The organism is Methanococcoides alaskense (genome assembly GCF_027594145.1).
Taxonomy (GTDB): Archaea; Halobacteriota; Methanosarcinia; order Methanosarcinales; family Methanosarcinaceae; genus Methanococcoides; species Methanococcoides alaskense.
In genome coordinates, this window is sequence record NZ_JAQFFK010000003.1 from 279,341 (window position 1) to 300,192 (window position 20,852).

18 protein-coding genes are annotated in these 20,852 nt (G+C 43.3%); 8 read left to right on the forward strand and 10 right to left on the reverse strand.

The window, feature by feature from the left end:
* Position 1: 1 nt before the first annotated feature.
* Positions 2–1,108, forward strand: coding sequence for a TIGR04013 family B12-binding domain/radical SAM domain-containing protein (locus PBV53_RS05120; RefSeq protein WP_270096095.1), 1,107 nt, complete (start codon positions 2–4; stop codon positions 1,106–1,108).
* Positions 1,109–1,110: 2 nt separating this feature from the next.
* Here PBV53_RS05120 and PBV53_RS05125 read toward each other — a convergent pair whose 3' ends face one another.
* From PBV53_RS05125 to PBV53_RS05135, 3 genes are all read right to left on the reverse strand, one after another.
* Entirely contained in the window at positions 1,111–1,800 is a 690-nt protein-coding gene (locus tag PBV53_RS05125; protein ID WP_270096096.1) for a YkgJ family cysteine cluster protein, read from the reverse strand.
* 265 nt (positions 1,801–2,065) lie between these two features.
* Complete coding sequence (gene uvrC / locus PBV53_RS05130) at positions 2,066–3,880, reverse strand: excinuclease ABC subunit UvrC (RefSeq protein ID WP_270096097.1); 1,815 nt, start codon at positions 3,878–3,880, stop codon at positions 2,066–2,068.
* A gap of 47 nt (positions 3,881–3,927) precedes the next feature.
* Positions 3,928–4,689: a ribonuclease H-like domain-containing protein gene (locus tag PBV53_RS05135; RefSeq protein ID WP_270096098.1), complete on the reverse strand. Its 762-nt coding sequence runs from the start codon at positions 4,687–4,689 to the stop codon at positions 3,928–3,930.
* Between the two features lie 152 nt (positions 4,690–4,841).
* Here PBV53_RS05135 and PBV53_RS05140 point away from each other — a divergent pair, with 152 nt between their 5' ends.
* The 6 genes from PBV53_RS05140 (at position 4,842) to PBV53_RS05165 (ending at position 11,544) form a co-directional block, all read left to right on the forward strand.
* Complete coding sequence (locus PBV53_RS05140) at positions 4,842–5,114, forward strand: PRC-barrel domain-containing protein (RefSeq protein ID WP_270096099.1); 273 nt, start codon at positions 4,842–4,844, stop codon at positions 5,112–5,114.
* Positions 5,115–5,121: 7 nt separating this feature from the next.
* A complete protein-coding gene (locus tag PBV53_RS05145; protein ID WP_270096100.1) occupies positions 5,122–5,853 on the forward strand; it encodes a tRNA(His) guanylyltransferase Thg1 family protein in 732 nt (243 codons plus the stop codon).
* A gap of 91 nt (positions 5,854–5,944) precedes the next feature.
* Positions 5,945–6,898: a tyrosine--tRNA ligase gene (locus PBV53_RS05150; RefSeq protein ID WP_270096101.1), complete on the forward strand. Its 954-nt coding sequence runs from the start codon at positions 5,945–5,947 to the stop codon at positions 6,896–6,898.
* Positions 6,899–6,996: 98 nt separating this feature from the next.
* Positions 6,997–8,133 carry a hypothetical protein gene (locus PBV53_RS05155; RefSeq protein WP_270096102.1) on the forward strand — a complete coding sequence of 379 codons (1,137 nt, stop codon included), beginning with the start codon at positions 6,997–6,999 and terminating at the stop codon, positions 8,131–8,133.
* Between the two features lie 118 nt (positions 8,134–8,251).
* Positions 8,252–10,240, forward strand: coding sequence for a monovalent cation:proton antiporter family protein (locus PBV53_RS05160; protein ID WP_270096103.1), 1,989 nt, complete (start codon positions 8,252–8,254; stop codon positions 10,238–10,240).
* A 20-nt stretch (positions 10,241–10,260) separates the two neighbouring features.
* The gene (locus tag PBV53_RS05165) at positions 10,261–11,544 is read left to right on the forward strand and encodes a methanogenesis marker 16 metalloprotein (protein ID WP_270096104.1); all 1,284 of its coding nucleotides are present in this window, start codon (positions 10,261–10,263) and stop codon (positions 11,542–11,544) included.
* On the opposite strand, the gene comE is transcribed toward PBV53_RS05165, so the two are convergent.
* From comE to PBV53_RS05200, 7 genes are all read right to left on the reverse strand, one after another.
* Positions 11,507–12,076, reverse strand: coding sequence for a sulfopyruvate decarboxylase subunit beta (gene comE / locus PBV53_RS05170; RefSeq protein WP_270096105.1), 570 nt, complete (start codon positions 12,074–12,076; stop codon positions 11,507–11,509). The genes PBV53_RS05165 and comE overlap by 38 nt on opposite strands.
* A complete protein-coding gene (comD, locus tag PBV53_RS05175; protein WP_270096106.1) occupies positions 12,073–12,570 on the reverse strand; it encodes a sulfopyruvate decarboxylase subunit alpha in 498 nt (165 codons plus the stop codon). The genes comE and comD overlap by 4 nt, the downstream gene beginning before the upstream one ends.
* Before the next feature lie 38 nt (positions 12,571–12,608).
* Entirely contained in the window at positions 12,609–13,862 is a 1,254-nt protein-coding gene (locus PBV53_RS05180; RefSeq protein ID WP_270096107.1) for a cysteate synthase, read from the reverse strand.
* A gap of 188 nt (positions 13,863–14,050) precedes the next feature.
* Complete coding sequence (locus PBV53_RS05185) at positions 14,051–14,284, reverse strand: cytochrome b5 domain-containing protein (protein WP_270096108.1); 234 nt, start codon at positions 14,282–14,284, stop codon at positions 14,051–14,053.
* A gap of 47 nt (positions 14,285–14,331) precedes the next feature.
* Positions 14,332–16,944: a sensor histidine kinase gene (locus tag PBV53_RS05190; RefSeq protein WP_333482266.1), complete on the reverse strand. Its 2,613-nt coding sequence runs from the start codon at positions 16,942–16,944 to the stop codon at positions 14,332–14,334.
* Between the two features lie 6 nt (positions 16,945–16,950).
* Entirely contained in the window at positions 16,951–18,213 is a 1,263-nt protein-coding gene (locus tag PBV53_RS05195; RefSeq protein WP_270096109.1) for a PAS domain S-box protein, read from the reverse strand.
* Positions 18,214–18,307: 94 nt separating this feature from the next.
* A complete protein-coding gene (locus tag PBV53_RS05200) occupies positions 18,308–19,447 on the reverse strand; it encodes an aldo/keto reductase (RefSeq protein ID WP_270096110.1) in 1,140 nt (379 codons plus the stop codon).
* Positions 19,448–19,668: 221 nt separating this feature from the next.
* On the opposite strand from PBV53_RS05200, the gene PBV53_RS05205 reads away from it, so the two are divergent.
* Complete coding sequence (locus PBV53_RS05205; RefSeq protein WP_270096111.1) at positions 19,669–20,808, forward strand: RNA-guided endonuclease InsQ/TnpB family protein; 1,140 nt, start codon at positions 19,669–19,671, stop codon at positions 20,806–20,808.
* Positions 20,809–20,852 lie beyond the last annotated feature (44 nt).

A 20,852-nucleotide genomic window follows, 5' to 3' on the forward strand; every position in this document is an offset into this window, starting at 1 on the left:
AATGGATGTATGTTTCAGGTTGATGCAGAAGAACACTTACAGCCTTGCGGCCCTTCTCCCCCTTCTTCCCGAAAGCAAGCTTGTAAAAGAGATGCATGAGGGCATCATGATCTATAGCTTTGCCACCAAACAAAAAGAGAATGTGTTTGCAGAGGTAGATTCCCGCCCTTCCGATACCATCTGTATAGCAGGTGGTCCGCATCCTTCAGGTTCTGTTGAGGATACTCTGGAGCACTTCAATTTTGTCGTTATAGGGGAAGGTGAAGAGACCCTTCCGCATCTTGTAAATACACTCCTTGAAGGCGGGGATGTCTCAAAGGTCAAGGGTATCGGATACAAATGCGATGGGAGGGTCGTGCTTACGGAAAAGCGTGACAATGTGGACCTTGATAATTATCCGTGTTTTGACTCGAAAGCTCTTCGCTCACCCATAGAGATAAGCAGGGGCTGTTCGTGGAATTGCAAATACTGTCAGACGCCCCGCATATTCGGACATGAGATGAGACATCGAAGCATCGATTCCATTGTCAGTTTCGCTAAATATTACAACGACCTGCGCTTTACTTCCTCAAACGCATTTGCTTATGGCGGCAATGGTATTCAGCCAAGGTTCGACAAGGTCGAAGCTCTGCTTTCAAAGTTGAGTTCCATTGAAGGCAAGAACATATTTTTTGGTACATTCCCTTCCGAGATACGTCCTGATTTTGTCACACACGAAGGGTTGGACCTCATCGATAAGTACTGCAGCAACAGAACGATAAGTCTGGGTGCCCAATCTGGAAGTGACAGTATATTGAAAGAGATGTTAAGGGGACACACGTCCGAAGATGTCAATGTCGCTGTTGAACGGTGCTTTGAGCATGAGATCATACCGGTAGTGGACTTTATCTTCGGTTTTCCCAATGAGACCGAAGAAGACCAGCAAAGAACACTTGACCAGATAAAATGGATCTGCAAAAAAGGTGGAAAAGTGCGAGCCCATTACCTTTCACCTTTACCTTCAACACCTTACGAGAAAATCGTTCCCTCACTTATCAGTGATACTGTTAATCGGGTACTGGGCAAAATGGCAAGGGATGGTAAGCTCAGCGGTAGCTGGAATGAGTGATATCATTTCTCTTTTGAGATGCGGCAAAGCTCCAATCCGTTTTTGTGGAACACGTAAACTACTATCTCTTTTCCCTTTTCAAAGGCTCGCATCTGGCGGTCATAGACTGATTTGACATGCCTTGATCCATTCTCTTTGAAATGTTCCTTTACTTTTTTAAAGAAAGCTATCTGCTGCTCAAGGTATGCTTCTTCGTATTCTTTAATATCAGATGCTATCACTTTCGCATCTTCATCCGTGATCTCACTATGATAACATCCATGCTGGTCCAGACCGGATATCTGCCGCCAGTCAAGGTTGCCTTCTTCATCTGTCTCCCGGTGGAGCATGTACGGGTAAAGACTGCATATGGTAGGCCTCTTGTCATAGATGGTACACCTATTGTTCTCGAGAAGGACGCAACTTCCATCCTCTTTTGTTCTCAGTGAGTATCCGGAAACGTAAAAATTCCCTTTCTGGTCACAGAACTCATAGTATGGTGCAGGGGTGATAAGGGATGCATCTATCTGTTTCATTGCTTCCACATCTTTTTCTAGCAGGAAAACGTGGTCGTTGAACTGTCTGGTGCAGCACATCCCACACAGATCGCACTCGAACCCGACCTCCTTTATTATCTCAATAAGCTTGGCATCGGGATATTTTTTCAATGCTTTGAGCTCTTTTTCCGTTTCCCTTATCATTTCTTCTATCATTTTAAAGGTCATCACCTGCTTGTTACTATGAGTTTGTTCTTTGAACGTCGTGTTCCTTAATCTTAATTATGGTATTTTCCTTTATCAAAGTTTCATGTCAGAATACCGTTCTCTCACTTTTTTTGTTTCAAACGGATGCCAGTTTCTGCATCATATTCAAATTGTGGAGTAAATGAATGTCTGTACATTGATGCATCCATATCTCTAAAAAAGCAGGCAAATGTTTGCGATTAAGTGTCGCATATTGCAGTAAAAAAGATTAAATTTACTGGTTTGCAACTCTCTCTTTTTTAAAATGAGCAATGATCTTTTCAGCAAGTCCTTTACTGATGCCCTCCACTGCAGTAAGTTGTTCAACGGATGCATATCGTATCTGATCAATAGAACTGAAATGGTTCAACAATGCCTTTTTTCTTGAGGCTCCTATTCCTGGTATAGTGTCTAGTTCTGAGTGGGATAGCCTTGCAGTGCGTCTTCTTCTGTGGGATGATACAGCGAACCTGTGGCTCTCATCCCTTACACGCATGAGCACTTTGAGGGCTTCGGAGGTGTGGGGTAATATCACTACCTCATCGGTGCCATCCCTTGGTACGATGATATGCTCGAATCGTTTTGCAAGTCCCACAAGCGGGATGTCGAGTTGTAGTTCCTTTAAAGATCCCATGGCAGCACTGACCTGTCCGGGACCTCCGTCTATGAGGATGAGGTCTGGTAGTTTGTCCTTTTCGGCTTTCTGCCGCGTATATCTGCGTTTTACTACCTCTGCCATCATGGCAAAATCATCTATTCCCTTTACCGTTTTTATGTTGAAATGCCTGTATTTGCTATTTGCAGGTAGGCCGTTCTCAAAGACCACCATTGAACCAACAGCATCAGTGCCCGATATGTTGGAAATATCAAAACCTTCGATGTGTGCAGGCAATGTGGACAGTGAAAGGGCACCCCTTAGCTGTAACAGTGCTTGCAGTGCCTGTTCCTTATCACTTTGCTTAAGGTGTGACTGCTCCATGGTCATTTGGGCATTTTGCTCGGCCATTTCCATCAATCTTTTCTTGTTACCCCTTTGAGGTACCTGTATCTGTACACTTCTCGCGGCTTTTTCAGAAAGCCAGTTGATAACGAGTTCCTTTTCGGGTATCGGGTGCTGTACAAGTATCTCAGGTGGTACAGGAGCATCCTGATAGTATTGCTTTATGAATTCCTCTGTGACACGGGCTATATCGCCGGTGGCATCTCCCCACGAAAGGGACATATCGGCTTTACCGACCATGTTCCCATCCCTGATGTAGAAGATCTGTACGAAAACGGTCTCATCGTCGGAAGCAGTTGCAATTATATCGCTGTCATCATTTCCAGCAGTGGCCGTCTGCTGCTGGGAAAGGCTTTTCAGAGCATCTATCTGGTCACGTATGGCAGCAGCACTCTCATATTCCTGTGCCAGAGCATGGACGTTCATCTTTTCCTGAAGCTCCTTTATTATGCCGGATGTCTCACCCTTAAAGAACTTCACCGCTTCCATCACATTATCGCGGTATTCTTCAGGGGAGATCGAGCCATTGCATGGGGCATAACAGCGATCGATATGATAGTTCAGGCACGGCCTTTTTCCTTTGCCATCTATCCTACGGTTGCATCTTTTGATCCTGAATATCTGTGAGATCATCTCAAGGGTCTGTTTGACAGGTTTCACATTCGTATAAGGACCAAAATAGAGAGCGCCGTCCATAAGCCTGCGGCGCGTCATGAATATCTTGGGAAATTTTGTATTGACAGTGACCTTCACGTAAGGATAACGCTTGTCATCCTTCAGGGCGATGTTGTAGTGCGGTTTGTTCTTCTTTATTAGATTCGCTTCGAGTATCAGTGCGGCGACCTCGGATTCCGTGACAATGTAATCTATATCCGCTATCTTCCTGACCATTGCTATTGTTTTGGAAGAATGGTTCTTGCTGGATTGGAAGTACTGGCTGACCCTTTTTTTAAGGGACTTCGCCTTTCCGATGTAGATGATGTTGTCGGATACGTCCTTCATAAGATAGACGCCCGGCAGGTCAGGGATATTAGATATGTCCGGTCTCATTTTAGCTGTTCCCTCCGGTCACAGCAGAAAGTGCTGCTTCCCTCCTGTCATTTCCCGAGGGTCTTCTGGAATGTTCTCTCGATGAACTGGGGATACGTTTTTTCAATTATTGTTTTAAGGTTGACAATATCTTCCCTGTTATATTCCAGCAACAGTTCAAGGGAGCCTTCATTACCGCGTTCATATTCGTGCCAGAGCCTTACTGCATCGAATCCGGTGATCCCTACGGTCTCATCGGTTCGGGTTATCTCCAGTTTTTTCTCAATTGCTTTGAGGCCGCCGGAAAGGCCTATGCGCCTTAGAGGATACATCAGGTCGATGTGAAGCTGGTTGAACTCTATCTGTGGGAACTCTTTTTGTATAAAAGGCAGGTCAAAACGGGCACCGTTGAACGATACGAGGAGTTCATATTTCTGTAACTCTTCCACAGCATCTTCAAGGTCTATGCCTTTGACGTACGTTTTTGCATCTTCCCCATCGTATATTCCTATCACTGTGATGTAGGAACTTGAAGGTGAAAGTCCGGTTGTCTCTATATCCACATAGGCTACCGAATCGGAGAAGTGTTCAAATGCCCTCCATTGTTCCGCACTTGGGATACAGTTGGCGAAATATTCGAAATCTTTTTGTTCCAGGTGTTTTTTAGATTCGGCTATGCCATTTGCTATCTTTTCTTTTCGGGTTGCTGGAATGGATATTTCATCCTGATGCTCAAGGTACTCATCCCATGTGCAATATCCACTCTCCCATATTCGTTTTTCAATAGTTTTTCCAATTCCGGGAATGTGTGTGTAAGTGCTTGTAAGCATTTTGTTTGCTCCACTGGACTTTCAGCTATACTTCTATTTAATGATGATGAGTTGCCATTTCTTTAGAAGGATTTAACATTAAGAATACACATTTTATATATAGAATCAACATATATCTTATATTTATTATTAGGAATACAACAGGGACTATCATGCGTGCAGATATAACTTCACTGTTTGGATTAAATGTGTATACGAACCAGGGTACATATGTAGGTAAAGTGAACGACCTCGTCTTCGATGTAGATGAAAGAATTGTTTCGGGGATTGCTCTTTCAGACATCAATCGTGATATTTTTGATGTCCAGACAAGAGGCGTTATCCTTCCGTACCGCTGGGTGGTCACAACCGGGGACATCGTCATTATCCGTGATGTCGTCAGCAGGTTCAAGAAACCTGTAAAAGAGGAACCAAAAGAAGACTGATGTTATTATGAAAAAACGGGAGATCTATTCGGATCTACGCTGCGTCCCGCCTGTGATCGTACGTGTGGACGGCAGGACATTTAAAAAGACACTTTCCCGGCTTGGATGTGAAAAGCCGTACGATGAAAAGTTCGCAGCTGCAATGGCAGATTCGCTTGAGCTTTTTTTCAAAAAAAGTGGAATTAATGCAGCGTTAGCGTACACATTTTCTGATGAGGCAAGTATCCTCTTCTTTGATCTGCCTTTTGAGGGGCGGGTCGAGAAACTGGACTCTGTCATATCCAGTTACCTTAGCAGTGCTTTTACCATCAGGATGGGTCTTGATGAACCTGTATCCTTCGATTCGAGGATAGTTCCGGTAACCAAGGAGTATGTTTCTGAATATCTTATCTGGAGGCAGAGTGAGGCTTGGAGGAACTGTGTCAGTTCATACGGCTATTACACATTGCTTTCGGAAGGGATGAGTAAAAAGGATGCTGCATCGGCTATTAAGGGTAAGAAGGCGCAGGATATACATGAATTGCTTTTCCAGCGCGGCATAAATCTCGATAAGGTTCCTAAGTGGCAACGCAGAGGGGTTCTTGTTTATAAGGACGATTACGAGGTAGCCGGATTTGACCCTGTACGCAAGGAAACAAGATCAAGTACAAGGAAAAAAGTGGTTCAGGACTGGGAAATCCCCAAATTCTCTTCTGAAGAAGGTACTGATCTTTTGAAAAAACATCTTATAGGTTATTGATGTATCGTAATCTATATTGTGATGGCTTAACTTTAATGTTTTATTATTCATAACAATTCTAATATAATGGATGATCTAGAGCGGTGAATTTATGGAAAAGATGGATCTTATAAAAAGGAACGTGCAGGAAATAGTTACAGAAGAGGAACTTACTAAATTGTTGGAGACAAAGGAACATCCTTCAGCATATACCGGCTACGAACCAAGCGGAAAGATCCACATGGGTCACGTTCTTACTGTTAACAAATTACTTGATCTCCAGAAAGCCGGATTTGAGATAACGGTCCTTCTTGCGGATGTTCATGCTTACCTTAATCAGAAGGGAACAATGGAAGAAGTACGCAAGACCGCTGATTACAACAAGGAATGTTTCCTTGCACTTGGTCTTGACCCGGAGAAGACGAATTTCGTTTATGGCTCTGACTTCCAGCTATCTCCTGAATACATGCTTAATGTTCTCAAGCTCACTCAGGCCACTTCACTCAACAGGGCAAAGAGAAGCATGGACGAGGTAGGCAGAAAGATGGAAGATCCAAAGGTGTCCCAGATGGTCTACCCGATCATGCAGGCAGTGGATATTGCTCTTCTTGGTGTCGATGTTGCAGTTGGTGGCATTGACCAGAGGAAGATACACATGCTTGCAAGGGAAGGTCTTCCTGGTCTTGGTTTTAAGGCACCTCTTTGTATCCACACCCCTATCCTTCTCGGACTGGACGGTACGAAGATGTCCTCTTCAAATGAGAACTACATCTCTGTTGACGACGATGAAGCAGCTCTCAAAAAGAAGTTCAAGAAAGCATTCTGTCCGGCAGAAGATATTGAGAACAATCCGGTCCTTGAGCTTTTCAAGTACCACATAACCCCACGTTATGATGAGATGGTTTTCGAAAGACCGGAAAAGTTCGGCGGTGACCTTGTCTGCAAGAGTTATGCTGAGCTTGAAAAAGTGTTTGCAGACGGCAGTCTTCATCCAATGGACCTGAAGAACGGTGCAGCCAAATACCTCAATGAGATACTCGAACCGGTACGTGCAGTTCTTGGATAATGGTATTTTGGCAGAAATTCGTTTCTGCCTACACAACCTATTTAATGCTTGCACTCTAACAATTAATTCAATGAATATATGTTAAGATGGGGAGTAATATGAAATACACGTTTCAGGACTCTACCGATCTCCCTCTTCAAAGAGATATTATCAAGGATGTTCAGAATTTCGTTGATATATCAAGAAAGGTCCTTCCGATAGAGAACGCTTCGATTGAAAAGAACGATGATCTCTACAGAAGGCGTATCTCTCTGGAAAAAGGGGTCGATGAGCTCGAGTCTATTAACAGTAAGGTTCTTGAATTCATAAACGGTCTGACAGAAGATTCTGATATGAAAGAGATCCTTGATTACAGGAATTCTGTTTTTGATCAGTGTGATGCTTCTTTCAATAAAAGCACAAAGACAATGCAATTTGAGATCGAGAGCATCAATAATAGCATCGAAGATGCTAATTTGGGTGCAAGCAGACAGATATTGTCGAGTCTCAATTCTCTTTTTGAAGGTGGCATCTATGGGACGACAGACAGGTTCTTCGCTTCAATGAACAGGGGTGTTCTTAGTGGGAAAATTTCATCAACGGTCGCTGGAATGGAATACGAGTCTGAACTCATTTTCAAAGATGACCTGCTAACGATAAGGGGTGTATATGGCACTCTTTTCCTGCCTACATGGATAAAGTCTGGCATATTTTACAAAGAAGAAAAGGTCAAATTGGAAGAAGTATCCGATTTCATGTTAACGTCCCTGGAGTTTGATGATGTTCGGGCTATGGCCAGTTTCGAGAACAAGAAATCCACCAAACGTTTCAAGGTTGAAATGGACGGCAACTCCTTTATATTGCATTACCATGGGAACGAGGTGACTGCAGACCCTACTTTGATGCAGTCCCTAAAATCGGAACATGTGATAGCTTTGCTTGATACATTTAAAGAACACATTAGTTCCAGCATCAAAAAACACACTCTTGTCAAATTAGTGCTTGATGGTGATGATGCTATCATGAACAATCAGATATTCGATTGCCTGAAACTTATTGCCGAGCAGTTCACAGAACTTATCAACGAATGTCTCGAAAGGGGTTACGCTAAGGATGAGATCACTATAAAGATCGAGGAGAACGATGGTACTCGCACTGAAAAATATGTGAGCAAGACCGATCTGTTCGACCAGCTTTCGGAGCTTGGTAGTGAAGGTCTGGAACTTGCAAGCCTTCTCGGCGTGGACAACATTTGATCTGAACTCCCGGTACTTTCGTACCGGTACGATCTTTCCTTTCTCTTTATAGTTTTGCTCTAGAGAATTCTTGTTAGCTTATATACTATAAAGCAAAGGAAAATACGGGTTGATATCTTTGATAATAAACGATCTTACCATAATCTTTGGTCTATCCATAGTGATCCTTTACTTATGTCATCGCCTTCACATTCCCATTATTGTCGGTTTTCTTGTGACCGGAATACTTGTAGGTCCCCATGGTTATGGTTTTATAGATGCCGTCGAAGAGGTGGAGGTACTTGCGGAGATGGGCATCGTCCTTCTTTTGTTCACTATCGGTGTGGAGCTGTCCATTAAAGATCTCTGGAAGATCAAAAGAGCGGTTGTATTCGGAGGCTCTATTCAGGTCCTTCTTACAATTATTGCTGTCTTTTTCATTGCCAACTACCTTGGATACGGTATAGGCGAATCGATCTTCATTGGCTTCCTTTTCTCTCTGAGCAGTACTGCCATCGTGCTCAAACTGTTGCAGAAACGTGGGGAACTTCAGGCACCTCACGGTCGTTTTTCACTTGCAGTTCTATTGTATCAGGATGTCATTGTCGTACCAATGATACTTATCACTCCATTCCTTGCAGGTGCTGGCTCCATGTCGGATGCTGCTTTTATTCCTATCATCGCAAAAGGGCTTGGCTTGATCCTTCTTGTTTTTGCAAGTGCAAAATGGATCGTTCCACAAGTACTTTTCCAGATAACAAAGACAAGGGATTCCGAACTGTTCTTTCTCAGTATAATCGTCATTTGCCTTTCTGTCGCATGGTTAACATCGAGTCTGGGCCTATCCCTTGCTCTGGGGGCATTCCTTGCAGGGCTTATCATCTCCGAATCCGAATATAGTCATCAGGCACTGAGTAACCTCATACCATTCCGTGATATTTTCATGAGCTTCTTTTTCATATCCATAGGGATGCTGCTTGACCTTGGTTATTTCTTCAATGATCCTGTTCTGTTCATACTAGTCGCAGTCTGTGTATTAATGCTCAAATCGGTAATTGCAGGAATGTCTTCGTATTTGCTTGGTTTCCCTTTGCATACGGCTGTAATGGCAGGACTTGGTCTTGCACAAGTAGGTGAGTTCGCCTTCGTTCTCTCCACGTTCGGTGTGGAATTTGGGCTGCTCACCGACGATGTCTACCAGCTTTTCCTTGTGGTCTCTATTCTTACTATGGCAGTCACATCATCTGTGATGTCCCTGTCTCCGAAAGTTGCGGACAAAATTGTGAACCTTCCAATTCCTTCAAAAATGAAATGTGGTTTCCACTCCCGTAAAATGATGCCGGTACTTGACAAGAAGGATCACCTGGAAGACCATCTTATCATTGCAGGATTTGGTTTTAATGGCAGGACAGTTGCAAAAGCTGCAACGGTTGCAGGCATTCCTTATCTTATCCTTGACACGAACCCTGAAACGGTCAGGAAGGAGCAGCTAAAAGGCGAGCTCATCTATTATGGTGATTCTTCCCAGCAGGGTGTTTTGGAGCATGCGGATATCAAAGATGCGAGGGTAATGGTCGTTTGTATCTCTGACCCTGCAGGTACAAGAAGGGCTATTGCATTGGCACGTAAGATGAATCCCAATATCCATATTATCGCACGTACCCAGTATCTTCAGGAAATGGAGCCGCTTTATGAGCTGGGTGCCAACGAGGTGATACCTGAAGAATTTGAGACCTCAATAGAAATATTCGTGCGTTTGATGAAGCGGTACCTCATTCCCAAGGACGAGATCGAGAAGTTCATCTCGGAGATCCGTTCAGATGGATATGAGATGTTCAGGACAATGTCAGGTTCCATGAACATTTATGACATGGAGTTCGATCTGCCGGAAATGGATATCACCAATCTGAGAGTGCGAGCATCCTCCTTTGCAGTTGGCAAGAACCTATTACAGCTTGATCTCAGGAAAAAGTACAGTGTCACCTTGCTTGCTATCAGGAGAGGTTCGGATATCATAGCGAATCCTGATGCAGATCTCGTTCTGGTATCAGGCGATGTGCTTGTACTCATGGGCTCACCAGAAATGATATCAAAGGTAGCACCTCTCTTTGTAGGTGGGGATATTTAACAGAATAATAAGGTGATCTCATGGAACAAAGCATTGAACAGATAAATCGCAAGATCGAAAAAGGAGATGCAGTCGTGCTTACTGCTCAACAGGTCTGCGATCTTGTGGATAGTGGGGAAGATATAAGAGCTGAAGATGTGGATGTCGTGACAGCAGCTACGCGTGCCATAATGAGTGGTACATACGCGATCCTGTCATTTCCTGTGGAGTCTTCACACAGTTTCTTACGTGCAAAAGAAGTCTATATGAATGGTGTGCCTGCACACGTTGGTCCCTGTCCGAACGAAAGGCTTGGTATTCTTGACCTGATGCTTTTCGGTACAGACCATAGTGTAGATGATTCCCGTTATGGTGCTGGTCATCTTTTCCGTGACCTTGCAGAAAGAATGTCTGTGGAGGTCAAAGTAGTTACTGATAAAGGTGAATCGTTCAAGACACATGTAACACTTGATGATATGCCGTATGCTATGCTCTACGGTACGAGGCATGCTTTCAAGAACTATTCCGCATTTGTGAACACTTCGGATGAGCCGGCAGCCAGTATATTCCATGCCATGGAGTTTGGTCCAAGGCTTACAGAGGCTACTATTTCCGGTTGCGGTCAGATTAATCCGGTTAAGAACGATCCTCTCCTGGAATCCATTGGGATTGGAACGCGGATGCTCATGAACGGCTCCGAAGGTTTCATAATGGGGCCCGGGACCCGCAGCAGTGCAGAAAAACCTAACCTTACTGCCTTTGCGGATATGCATGGGATGAAACCTGAATACATGGGTGGTTTTTTCACTTCAGCCGGTCCGGAATGTATTGTTTCCTGGGCTGTGCCTGTTCCTGTGACAAGTGATTCAGTGCTCGAATCGATAAAGGAACGTGACAGGCAGCTTAAGATGCCGGTAATGGCCGTTGATAAAAGGGCATGTGTTGGTTATTCCGACTATGGCGATGTATGGGAAGGTACGGACCTTATGATAGATTTCAGCCCGAATGAATGCATTGGCTGTACTTTGTGTGAACCTGCGGAGATGTGTCCCATGGCTTCTATCAGCTTTGAGGACGGTGAGGTAAAACTTGACCGGTACACATGTTTCAATTGCGGTCTTTGTTCCACTCTGTGTGTGACCGATGTTTACACTGCCAATCTTGGCTCCATCAATTTTGAGCTTGGAGGGGAGTCCACAAATGTTCCTATCGTCCTGCGTCAGTCTGATAAGAAAAGGGCTCTGGAATTATCCGAAAAGTTAAAAGAACAGATACTTGATGGTTCTTTCAGGATGACATCGATGGTCGAGCGCATTCGGACATGAACCTTTCGATTATCTTTTCAGGGGTCAGGTGTATCACAGGAACTTTTGAATTTCCTGCATCAACGTGCACCACAATTACTCCCCTGTCAACATTTTTTAGTTTCTCCCTGAATTCCTCTTCGCTGAACGTATTATGAACTTCATCGATACCAGCTCCTTTTGCAACGATTGCGAGATCGGTACCAAGAGCTGTGGCTGTGAGCTGGTCTCCGGTAGAACCGTAGGCTCCATTATCTATTATTATCAAAAGGTAATTTTCAGGATGTTGGTGTGCAATGGTGGCAAGACTTCCCATGTTCATCAGGACCGAACCGTCCCCGTCTATTGCTATGACATGCCTGTCGGGAACTGAAAGGGCAACTCCAAGACCGATGGATGATGAAAGTCCCATTGAACCCAGCATGTAGAAGTTTGCGCTCCTGTCTTTCAGATCATGTAGTTCGCGGGAAGGGTATCCAATATTGCAGATGAGGAGTGAATCCTTATCTTCTGCCTTTTGAACTATCGCTTTAATGGCATTGAAACGTTTCATTCTGCCTCCCAGAACCCGATCTCAAGAAGAACCGCTACAGGTCTCTTTTTTTCAATGGCTATTCTCCACGCATAATGTATTGCGTCTTCCACAGTATCGATCGTGGGAACTACATATGGTATGTCAAGGGTATCGAGTAACGAAGGTGTCATTTGTCCCATTGGGTACTGTGCACAGATCGTCTCCCCTTCACAACCACGGTGGCTCATTATAAGGAGTAGCGGGATATGAAAAAGGTTGTTCAATGATGCCAAAGCATTGATCGAGTTTCCGAGTCCCGAATTTTGCATTAGCATTGCGGGGATCCTTCCTCCCATGTAAGCTCCGGCACAGATACCCACACCTTCCTCTTCACGCGTGACCGGAATATGTATCATCGTAGGATCGTCATCGATCATGGGGAATATTTCTTTCAGGTTAATGCAGGGTACACTCACTACAAAGTCCACACCTGTCATCTTTATACCGTTAAATACTGCTACACTGGCATCCATTTGTATCACCACACTTTAAGATCGATGGCACCGTTCATTCAATAACCTCTGTTCTTTAAAAGTTCAGCGACCTTTTCCAATATCTTGTTCTCTGCATCGGTGTCATCAGAGGATACTTCAAGATCAACACCCAACTGACGGGTCGGTAATTCCTCTTCCAGGCGTTTCTGACCTCCTCCGGTAATGTTCAGAACAATACTTTCATCAGCCTTTATCTCGCCTTTTTCCAGAGCTTTCATAATGGCTGCACAGGCAATTGCAGGAGCAGGTAATATGTCAATGCCTTCGTTCTCTTCAAAGAGCTTTCTTGCCTGATCAGCTTCTTTGTTCGTTATTCCGTAGATGATCCCATTAGTGTCATCAAGGGCATCCTTCACTCCACCGATGGCTCCGTATGGTGGTTTTCTGTTGAACAGCACATCATCGTACATCTCTTCCGGGCAGTTCCCATTGGTCTGTTCGCCTGTCCAGGTTGAATAAAGCGGGGCACATGGCAGGTTTTGTGCAAGATGAAGGCGTGGCATATTATTCCCGAAACGGCCATCTTCTATGAGCCTCATGGAAGCTTCCCAGGCGGATATTCCGCCAGTACCGCTTCCGACAGCCTGGAAATAATGCTGGGGTAGGCTCTTTGTAGTGAGGACCGCATCAAGCATCACGGTTCCCATACCATCACGTCTGGCAACGTTGCGTGCTCCGCCTTCACTGACAAAACCATCCCTTGCTGCTATCTTTTCCGCCATTGCGATGGCCTGGTAATAATCACCATCTACAGTTACCGTACAGACCGAAGATGTGTCCTCTTCAGTTGTCCAGAGCCTATATGTACTGTTCTTTGGAACTATGAGCAATACTGGATATCCTGTTATTGATGCCACATGAGTAAATGCCCTGGCAGTATTGCCGGCGGATGCTACAACGAGTATCCTCTTCTCATTGTGTTCCATGAGGCGCTGTATGGTTGGGAACGATTCAAGGTCTTTAAAACTGCATGTTCTTATGGCACCCTCTTTTTCAGGCCAGTATCCATTGAAAGTTATGTTCAGGTCGTTCAATCCCAGCTCTTTTGCAAACCCTTCGCTTTTGTAGGTCACGGGTCTGCCGGAACCTTTCTCTATTATGCCGTTTACAGGCAGCCAATCGTAATATCTCCATATTCCCGGCATATCGGTTGGCTCGATCTGCTTTTTGAAGTATTCGGTACGTGGCAATGCATCATCATCAGGGCAGTGTAATGCGTATGGGTCACGAACTTCCCCGCATCCGGGGCATTTCACAATATATTTGTTCATGGGTTCAAGTCGGAAAATATGTTTATATAACTTTTCATTAAATGGGCAAAAATTGCCGTATTGTGTATCTATTGTGGCTGGTAATGTACATTTCGGACACAACCGTTCAAAAAATGCTGTTCACTCTTGAGCTTATCATAGGGTAAAAAATAAAATGAGGCTACCAAAGCCTCGAAAAAAAGAAGGTTTCAGGCCTTCAAAGTTCCCACTACTGGTAAATCTTCCAGTACATCGTCATCATGGGGCGCATCTTCCTGATCAGCTGTAAGGTCAATGCCTCCCTCATGCATTCCCTGATGGTCACCGTCCTCCCATAGCATGCTCTCGGTTACATCATAGACCTTCCCTTTATATGCAATATAGCATTTTTCTCCATCTTTGCCGTTGTATTTTGCAAGTTCCTCTGTTGTGAATTCTTCCATTTGATTCCTCCCATTTTTCTATATCTTTACTATGTCCTAATAATTATTTATGCTTTCTTCAATGTGACCCAGAACATACTACCTTGTCCTTCAGGATTATCTTCCACACCAACTTTGCCTTTATGGAGTTCAACTATCCTTTTTACGATGGCAAGGCCAAGCCCGCTTCCCTTTATACTCTTGTTTCCCACACGTTTGAAACGTTCGAATACCAATGGCTTGTCTTCGTCTGAAATACCTTCGCCTGAATCAGTAACCGCGATCTTACAGTTATCGTCCGCATCTTCAATTCGGACCACTATGTCCCCTTTGTCAGATCCGTATTTCAATGCATTTGATATTAAATTGATGAAAACTTCCTCTATCATTGGATTTGCAAGTGCAGTGCATGACCCTTCCGAAATTATCCTGATATACACACCTTTTTCTTCTGCCTGATACTCAAAGTTGGCTATAACGCCATTTATCATATTGCCAACATCAATGGTTTCAAACTCCATATCATCGGTAGAATCCAGTTTGGCAAAAGCAGCTGCACTTTCAATAAGTTCAATAAGGTTTTTGGTACTGAGATCGATCTTTCCCAATCTTTTCAGCTTCGTTTCATCATCTTCTGAAGAAAGCATCATGTATGTATATCCACTTATTACAGTTGCGTGGTTCAATAGATCATGTCGCATGATGTCTGTAAAGATATCTTTGAGTTCATTTGAATGCTCAAGTTCTTCAGAGTATTTTTTAAGCAATTTTTCGGACCTGACACGTTTTGTGATATCAAGGATGGCTCCAATAAGTCCTAACGTTTCTCCATTCATATCCGTGAAGACCGATTTGTGGAATATCACATCTTGTCTGCTTTTTGTCACTGGATTTTCGACCTGACCTTCGTATATCTGCGTACCTTCGCTGGCCATGAGGTCCATATCCATTTCGTGATATTTATACGCAAGATCATTTTGACAAAGCTCATATACACTTTTTCCAATAATATCATCTTTCTTATGAGCTGTCATATCTTCGAAAGCTTTGTTACATCCGATATATAGTCCTTTTTTGTCTTTATAGAACATCGGTGCAGGTATAGCGTCCATCAGTTCCTGAAGGAAATGAAGCTGTTTTTTCAGTTTGTTTTCTGATTCCACGCGCTGAGTAATGTCAAGGATAACTCCTATGAGTCCTGCAGTTTCTCCATTCATGTCAGTGAAAACGGACTTATTGAAAAGGACATTACGTTCTGTATTATCTCCCATGTAAACGACCTCAGATTCGTATGTCTGTGTTCCGCCGTTCTTCACAAGTTCCCGGTCCATATGGTGGTATTCTTCAGCCTGCTTTTCATCATATACCCCATATGCATCCTTTCCTACCATATCCTCACATTTTGAACCGGAAAATGTCTCAAAGGCCCCGTTGCAGCCAAGATAGTTCCCATTCTTATCTTTATAGTACACAGGTGCAGGGATCGCTTCAAGCAGTTCCTGCATGAAATGGGCGTGCTTTCTTTGGGCTTCCTCTGCCTCTTTACGCTCTGTTATATCGAAAACGGCACCGATCTGTCCTGCAACGTTACCATCTATATCTGTGAAAACCGAATTATTGAAAATAACTGCACGTTTTTGTCCGGAAACTGATCGCAAGTAGTACTCGTATGTCTGAGTTCCTCCCTTTTCAATGAGCTCCGTATTCATTTGATTGTACTTCTCTGCGATATCGTTCTCGTACAGCTCATAAACACCTTTTCCGATCATATCTTTTTTTGGTATGCCTGTAAATTCTGCAAAAGTATTGTTGCATCCAAGGTAGATCCCGTCCTTGTCTTTATAGAATATTGGCACTGGAATGGCATCGATAAGTTCCTGCATGAAATGAACTTGTTGTTTTTTCACCTTCTCGGCTTCTTTTTGCCTAGTGATATCATTTCCAATTGCAATTGAGCCAATGGTCTCGCCGCTCTCATCAAGAAGATTCCTTGAATTCCATGATATTATACGCTCTTTCCCATCTTTTCGTTTGATCACAGTTTCAAATCCTGAGACCTTCTTTCCTTCGTTTATGATGGCATTAGCTGTGGCGAATATCTCATTTCTATATTTTTTATCAGGATATAAGTGATCCCATATTTTTGTCGTTCCAAGTACTTCTTTCCTGGAATATCCACTTATGGCCTCCGCAGCATTGTTCCAAACAATTACTTCTGCATCCTTGTTGAGGACATTTATCCAGACATCTGCACTTTCAATGATGGTCTGCTGGAATTGGTTAAGTCTGTACAGATCTTCTTCGGCAAGTTTTTTCTCTGTAAAATCCTGCACTGTAAAGGTAACCCCTGTCGAAGGGTCATTAACATCGATAAGTGCAAATGTCATATAGATATCTCTGATATCCCCGTTTTTGCGAACCCATTGTGATTCTATCAGACCTGGTTTTTTGCTATCGATAATTCTCTTCAGTTCTTTGCCGACACGTTCGTATTCTTCATGACTTGGATAGAGCATCTCAGTATTCTGTCCGATAAGTTCCTCTTTTGTATATCCGAACATCTTGTACAGTTTGTCATTAACATCGAGGAACTTGCGTGCCCATGTGATCCCTATTCCTGTTGGTGTTGCCTGGAATATACTCCGAATATGTCTCTTTTTCTTCTCCTTTTCCAGGTCTATCCTTTTCTATTCGGTGATGTCCTGTGCGGTAAAGGTCATTCCTACTTCGGGATCTTTGGGATCTACCAGAGCTACTGTTAGTAGCACGTCAATAGGGGTTCCTTCCTTTTTTCTGAGCTTTGTTTCGACAGTTTCCGTTGTTCTGTCTTTTATAAGCTTAATAAGCTCAATACCAACTTTATTGTACTCCTCTTCGGAATCGTAACATATCATTACGTTCCTTCCGATGAGCTCTTCTCTTGAGTAGCCTACAATATCACAGAATCCCTGATTCACATCTTTGAATACCCTATCCCAGACAACACCAATCCCGATCGGTGTGGCAAGGAATATACTTCTGTTCTTTGCTTCCTTTTCTCGAATGGTCCTTTCAGCAAGCTTTTTCTTAGTGATATCCTGCATTGTGAAAATATACCCTTTTGAAGCATCGTCAGGGTCTGCAAGAGCAAAATTAAGCAGTATGTCTGTTATCTGTCCGTTCTTCCTTTTGAAAGGGTACTCTACAGTAGCTATTCGTTTTTCAGTTAGATCGGGGTATATCTCTTCCCCGGCCTTTTTGTAATCTTCATTGGAAAGATAGAATTTCCGGGTATCCTGCCCTATCATTTCTGACCTTTGATACCCTGTCATACGACAGACTTCATCGTTCACTTCCAATATCTTCCTACCAGTAACTTTTCCAATTCCGATCGGAGCTACACGCAATATACTTTCTGAAAGGGCCTTCTCTTCTTTCAGGGAAGCTTCAATTTCCTTTCGTTCCTCAATTTCCTTTTTTAGGTCCTCGTTGGCCTTTGTCAGTTCAGCGGTCCTTTCATCAACAAGCTTTTCAAGGTGTTTGCGATCTGTCCGCAGATCCTCTTCCGTGAGCTTATGTTCGTTTATATCCCTGAGAACTCCAATGATGCCTGCTGAGCTACCATCTTTATTGCTCTGGAACTGTGGCAGGTTTTCCATCCAATGTGGATTTCCTTCGCTATCGACCAATCTGAAAGTTGTATTAATAGCTCTACGACTTTCCATCGTCTTCCAGAACTCATCAATGAGCCTTTCACCATCACCCGGGTACACGTAGTCTTTAAAATGAGTGTTCTGTATATCTTTTGGATCGAGGCCATAGTGATTCATCTGTGGGCTGATATAAAGTACAATTCCTTCTGAATTCACTATGTAGAGGATATCACTTGTATTCTCTATGAGGAACTTGTATTTCTCCTCCCCTTTGTTCACAAGATCTTCAATAGAGACAAAACGACCGTTTTCTGTCATTGATGTTGCCTACCTTTCGGTGAACTACTCAGTTAACAATTATAATCTTCAAGTACCCATATAAGTTCCATCTAATTATATATGAAGTGTTCTATCAATCATTTCCTTCCAGAACTTCCACAACCCTTTTTAGGATCTCTCGTATCTGAATATGCTGCGGACAATGTTCTTCGCACAGCCCACATTCCGTGCACCTGGAGGCTGCTTCTTCGGGGGGTACGAACAGACCGTATTGGAAACTTGCTTTTTCAACATTGCCATACATTGAGGCACTGTTAAGATAGGTAAATGCGGCCGGTATATTCACTCCTGTTGGGCATGGCATACAATATTTGCAGTTAGTACAATTGACTTCCATTTTCTCATTGTAGAACTTGCGCACCTTTTGGAGAACTTCTTTGTCATTATCTGTAAGCGAATTTGCTTCTCCTTTCTCAGCATAGGCAATATTCTGCTCCACCTGCTCCAAAGTGCTCATTCCGCTAAGAACTATGCTTATTTCCGGCTGGTCCCACAAATACTGGAAACACCAGTTCGCAGGGGTGCGTTTTATTTCGGCACTGTCCCAGATGCGCTGTACTGTTTCAGGCACCTGTACGAGATTTCCTCCCCTTAGGGGTTCCATTATAGCTACATCTATGCCTTTTTGTGCAGCATATTGAAGTCCCTGCTTTCCTGCCTGGTAGTCCTCATCCATGAAATTATACTGTATCATGCAGAAATCCCAGTCGTAGCCATCTATGATCTCTTTGAATACCGTTATGTCGTCGTGGAACGAGAATCCGATATATTTGATCTTTCCACTGGATATGGCACTTTCAATGAATTCGAACATGCCAAGCTCTCTCATTCTGTTCCAGTATCCTCTGGTAAATCCATGCATGAGGTAAAAGTCAATATGGTCTGTCTGAAGGCGTTCTAACTGTTCTTCAAGGAATCTGTCCATGTCCTCCCTTGTCTGGACAAGCCATAATGGAAGCTTTGTGGCAAGGAGCACCTTGTCCCGAAGACCGTTGGCAAGTACCTTTCCAACAAAAGGTTCGCTCATTCCTGCATGATACGGGTAAGCGGTATCAAAGTAATTGACCCCATTTTCAATGGCAAATTCGATCATTCTGGTCGCTTTTTCTTCATCGATCTGATCTTCTTTTCCATCGATGACGGGGAGTCTCATGCAACCAAATCCAAGTATCGAGACCTTTTCATCTGCATTGCCAAATTTACGATATAACATGTAATCCCTCTATTTTATAATTAAATAAGCAAGAATACCACCCATTTTAATTTCGCATTAAAACGAAGATTTAATGGGAGTTTCATTTCATCGAAAACATCCAGATTAATCTGGATGTCTTGCAGTGTAACTGCAAGATGAAACAGATGGATGAATTGCGTAAAAAGTTGTTTGTTCTTGTTTCTGATATATATTAGTAGTATCAAAGCGTATATAATAATATGCGGAAATCCTACAAATTCCGTCTGTACCCGGCCAAAGAACAGGAGATTGTTCTGGTCAAAACTCTGGACGTATGCAGATACATCTACAACGAGTTTCTTTCGGACAGAAGGGATGCGTATGACCGATGCAACCAGGGATTAACGACATTTGACCAGATAAATCAGGTCAAGTATATCGAGTGTAGGACTGAAGTATTCTCACAGATCAAACAGGATGTATTGCGAAGACTTGGAAAATCATTTGATGCTTTTTTTAGACGGTGCAAATCAGGTGAAACGCCAGGGTATCCAAGGTTCAAAGGAAAGGACAGGTATAACAGTTTCACATATCCTCAATCTGGTTTCAGGATAGAAGGAACTAAACTGAAACTTTCCAAGATAGGGAGTATCAAAATTAAACAACACCGAGAGATAGAAGGCAAGATCAAGACATGTTCTATCAAACGTAAAGGGGATCAATGGTATGCAGTCTTTTCTGTTGATATGGGTACAAGTCCTGAAAAGATCGATCCTGTTACATTCATAGGGGTCGATGTGGGGCTTAACTCGTGTGTCTCATTGAGCAATGGGGAACAATTCGATTCTCCTACATATTACCGCAAGTCTGAGAGGTCCTTTGCAGTCCAGCAGAAGAGACTGAGCAAGAAGAAAAAGGAATCATCAAACCGTCTTAAACAGAAACTTAAAGTTGTTAAGGTTCACAGAAAGATACGTAACCAGAGACTTGATTTTAACCATAAGTTGAGCAGAATCCTTGTCGACAGGTTTGACTGGATAGTGTTCGAGGATCTGAGCATCAGGAATATGGTTAAGAATCATCATCTTGCAAAATCAATAATGGATGTTGCATGGGGTCAACTGATCCAGATGGCAAAAAGCAAAGCGGAAGAAGCTGGCAAGTATGTCGAATTGGTTAACCCATACAATACATCACAGAAATGTAGCAGTTGTGGAAACATTGTCAGGAAAGGTCTATCGGTCAGGGTACACAAGTGCCTCGAGTGTGGACTTGAGCTTGACAGGGATGTTAATGCAGCAATCAATATTCTAAATCTATGCACCGTAGGGACTACGGAGAGAGCCTGTGGAGTCACGGACGTTGGTCTGGGCTATGAAACAGGAAGTCACCTATTTTAATAGGTGGTAGTTCACGTATCATCAATTAATTCTTGGTTATAGTT

Coding starts and splice junctions, on each gene's coding strand:
- PBV53_RS05120 (WP_270096095.1), top strand. CDS start 2: ATGGATGTATGTTTCAGGTTGATGCAGAAGAACACTTACAGCCTTGCG.
- PBV53_RS05180 (WP_270096107.1), bottom strand. CDS start 13,862: ATGAACAAATATATTGTGAAATGCCCCGGATGCGGGGAAGTTCGTGAC.
- PBV53_RS05150 (WP_270096101.1), top strand. CDS start 5,945: ATGGAAAAGATGGATCTTATAAAAAGGAACGTGCAGGAAATAGTTACA.
- PBV53_RS05135 (WP_270096098.1), bottom strand. CDS start 4,689: ATGCTTACAAGCACTTACACACACATTCCCGGAATTGGAAAAACTATT.
- PBV53_RS05200 (WP_270096110.1), bottom strand. CDS start 19,447: ATGTTATATCGTAAATTTGGCAATGCAGATGAAAAGGTCTCGATACTT.
- PBV53_RS05185 (WP_270096108.1), bottom strand. CDS start 14,284: ATGGAAGAATTCACAACAGAGGAACTTGCAAAATACAACGGCAAAGAT.
- uvrC (WP_270096097.1), bottom strand. CDS start 3,880: ATGAGACCGGACATATCTAATATCCCTGACCTGCCGGGCGTCTATCTT.
- PBV53_RS05155 (WP_270096102.1), top strand. CDS start 6,997: ATGAAATACACGTTTCAGGACTCTACCGATCTCCCTCTTCAAAGAGAT.
- comD (WP_270096106.1), bottom strand. CDS start 12,570: ATGGATGCCAGTGTAGCAGTATTTAACGGTATAAAGATGACAGGTGTG.
- PBV53_RS05205 (WP_270096111.1), top strand. CDS start 19,669: ATGCGGAAATCCTACAAATTCCGTCTGTACCCGGCCAAAGAACAGGAG.
- PBV53_RS05140 (WP_270096099.1), top strand. CDS start 4,842: ATGCGTGCAGATATAACTTCACTGTTTGGATTAAATGTGTATACGAAC.
- PBV53_RS05125 (WP_270096096.1), bottom strand. CDS start 1,800: ATGATAGAAGAAATGATAAGGGAAACGGAAAAAGAGCTCAAAGCATTG.
- PBV53_RS05195 (WP_270096109.1), bottom strand. CDS start 18,213: ATGACAGAAAACGGTCGTTTTGTCTCTATTGAAGATCTTGTGAACAAA.
- comE (WP_270096105.1), bottom strand. CDS start 12,076: ATGAAACGTTTCAATGCCATTAAAGCGATAGTTCAAAAGGCAGAAGAT.
- PBV53_RS05145 (WP_270096100.1), top strand. CDS start 5,122: ATGAAAAAACGGGAGATCTATTCGGATCTACGCTGCGTCCCGCCTGTG.
- PBV53_RS05165 (WP_270096104.1), top strand. CDS start 10,261: ATGGAACAAAGCATTGAACAGATAAATCGCAAGATCGAAAAAGGAGAT.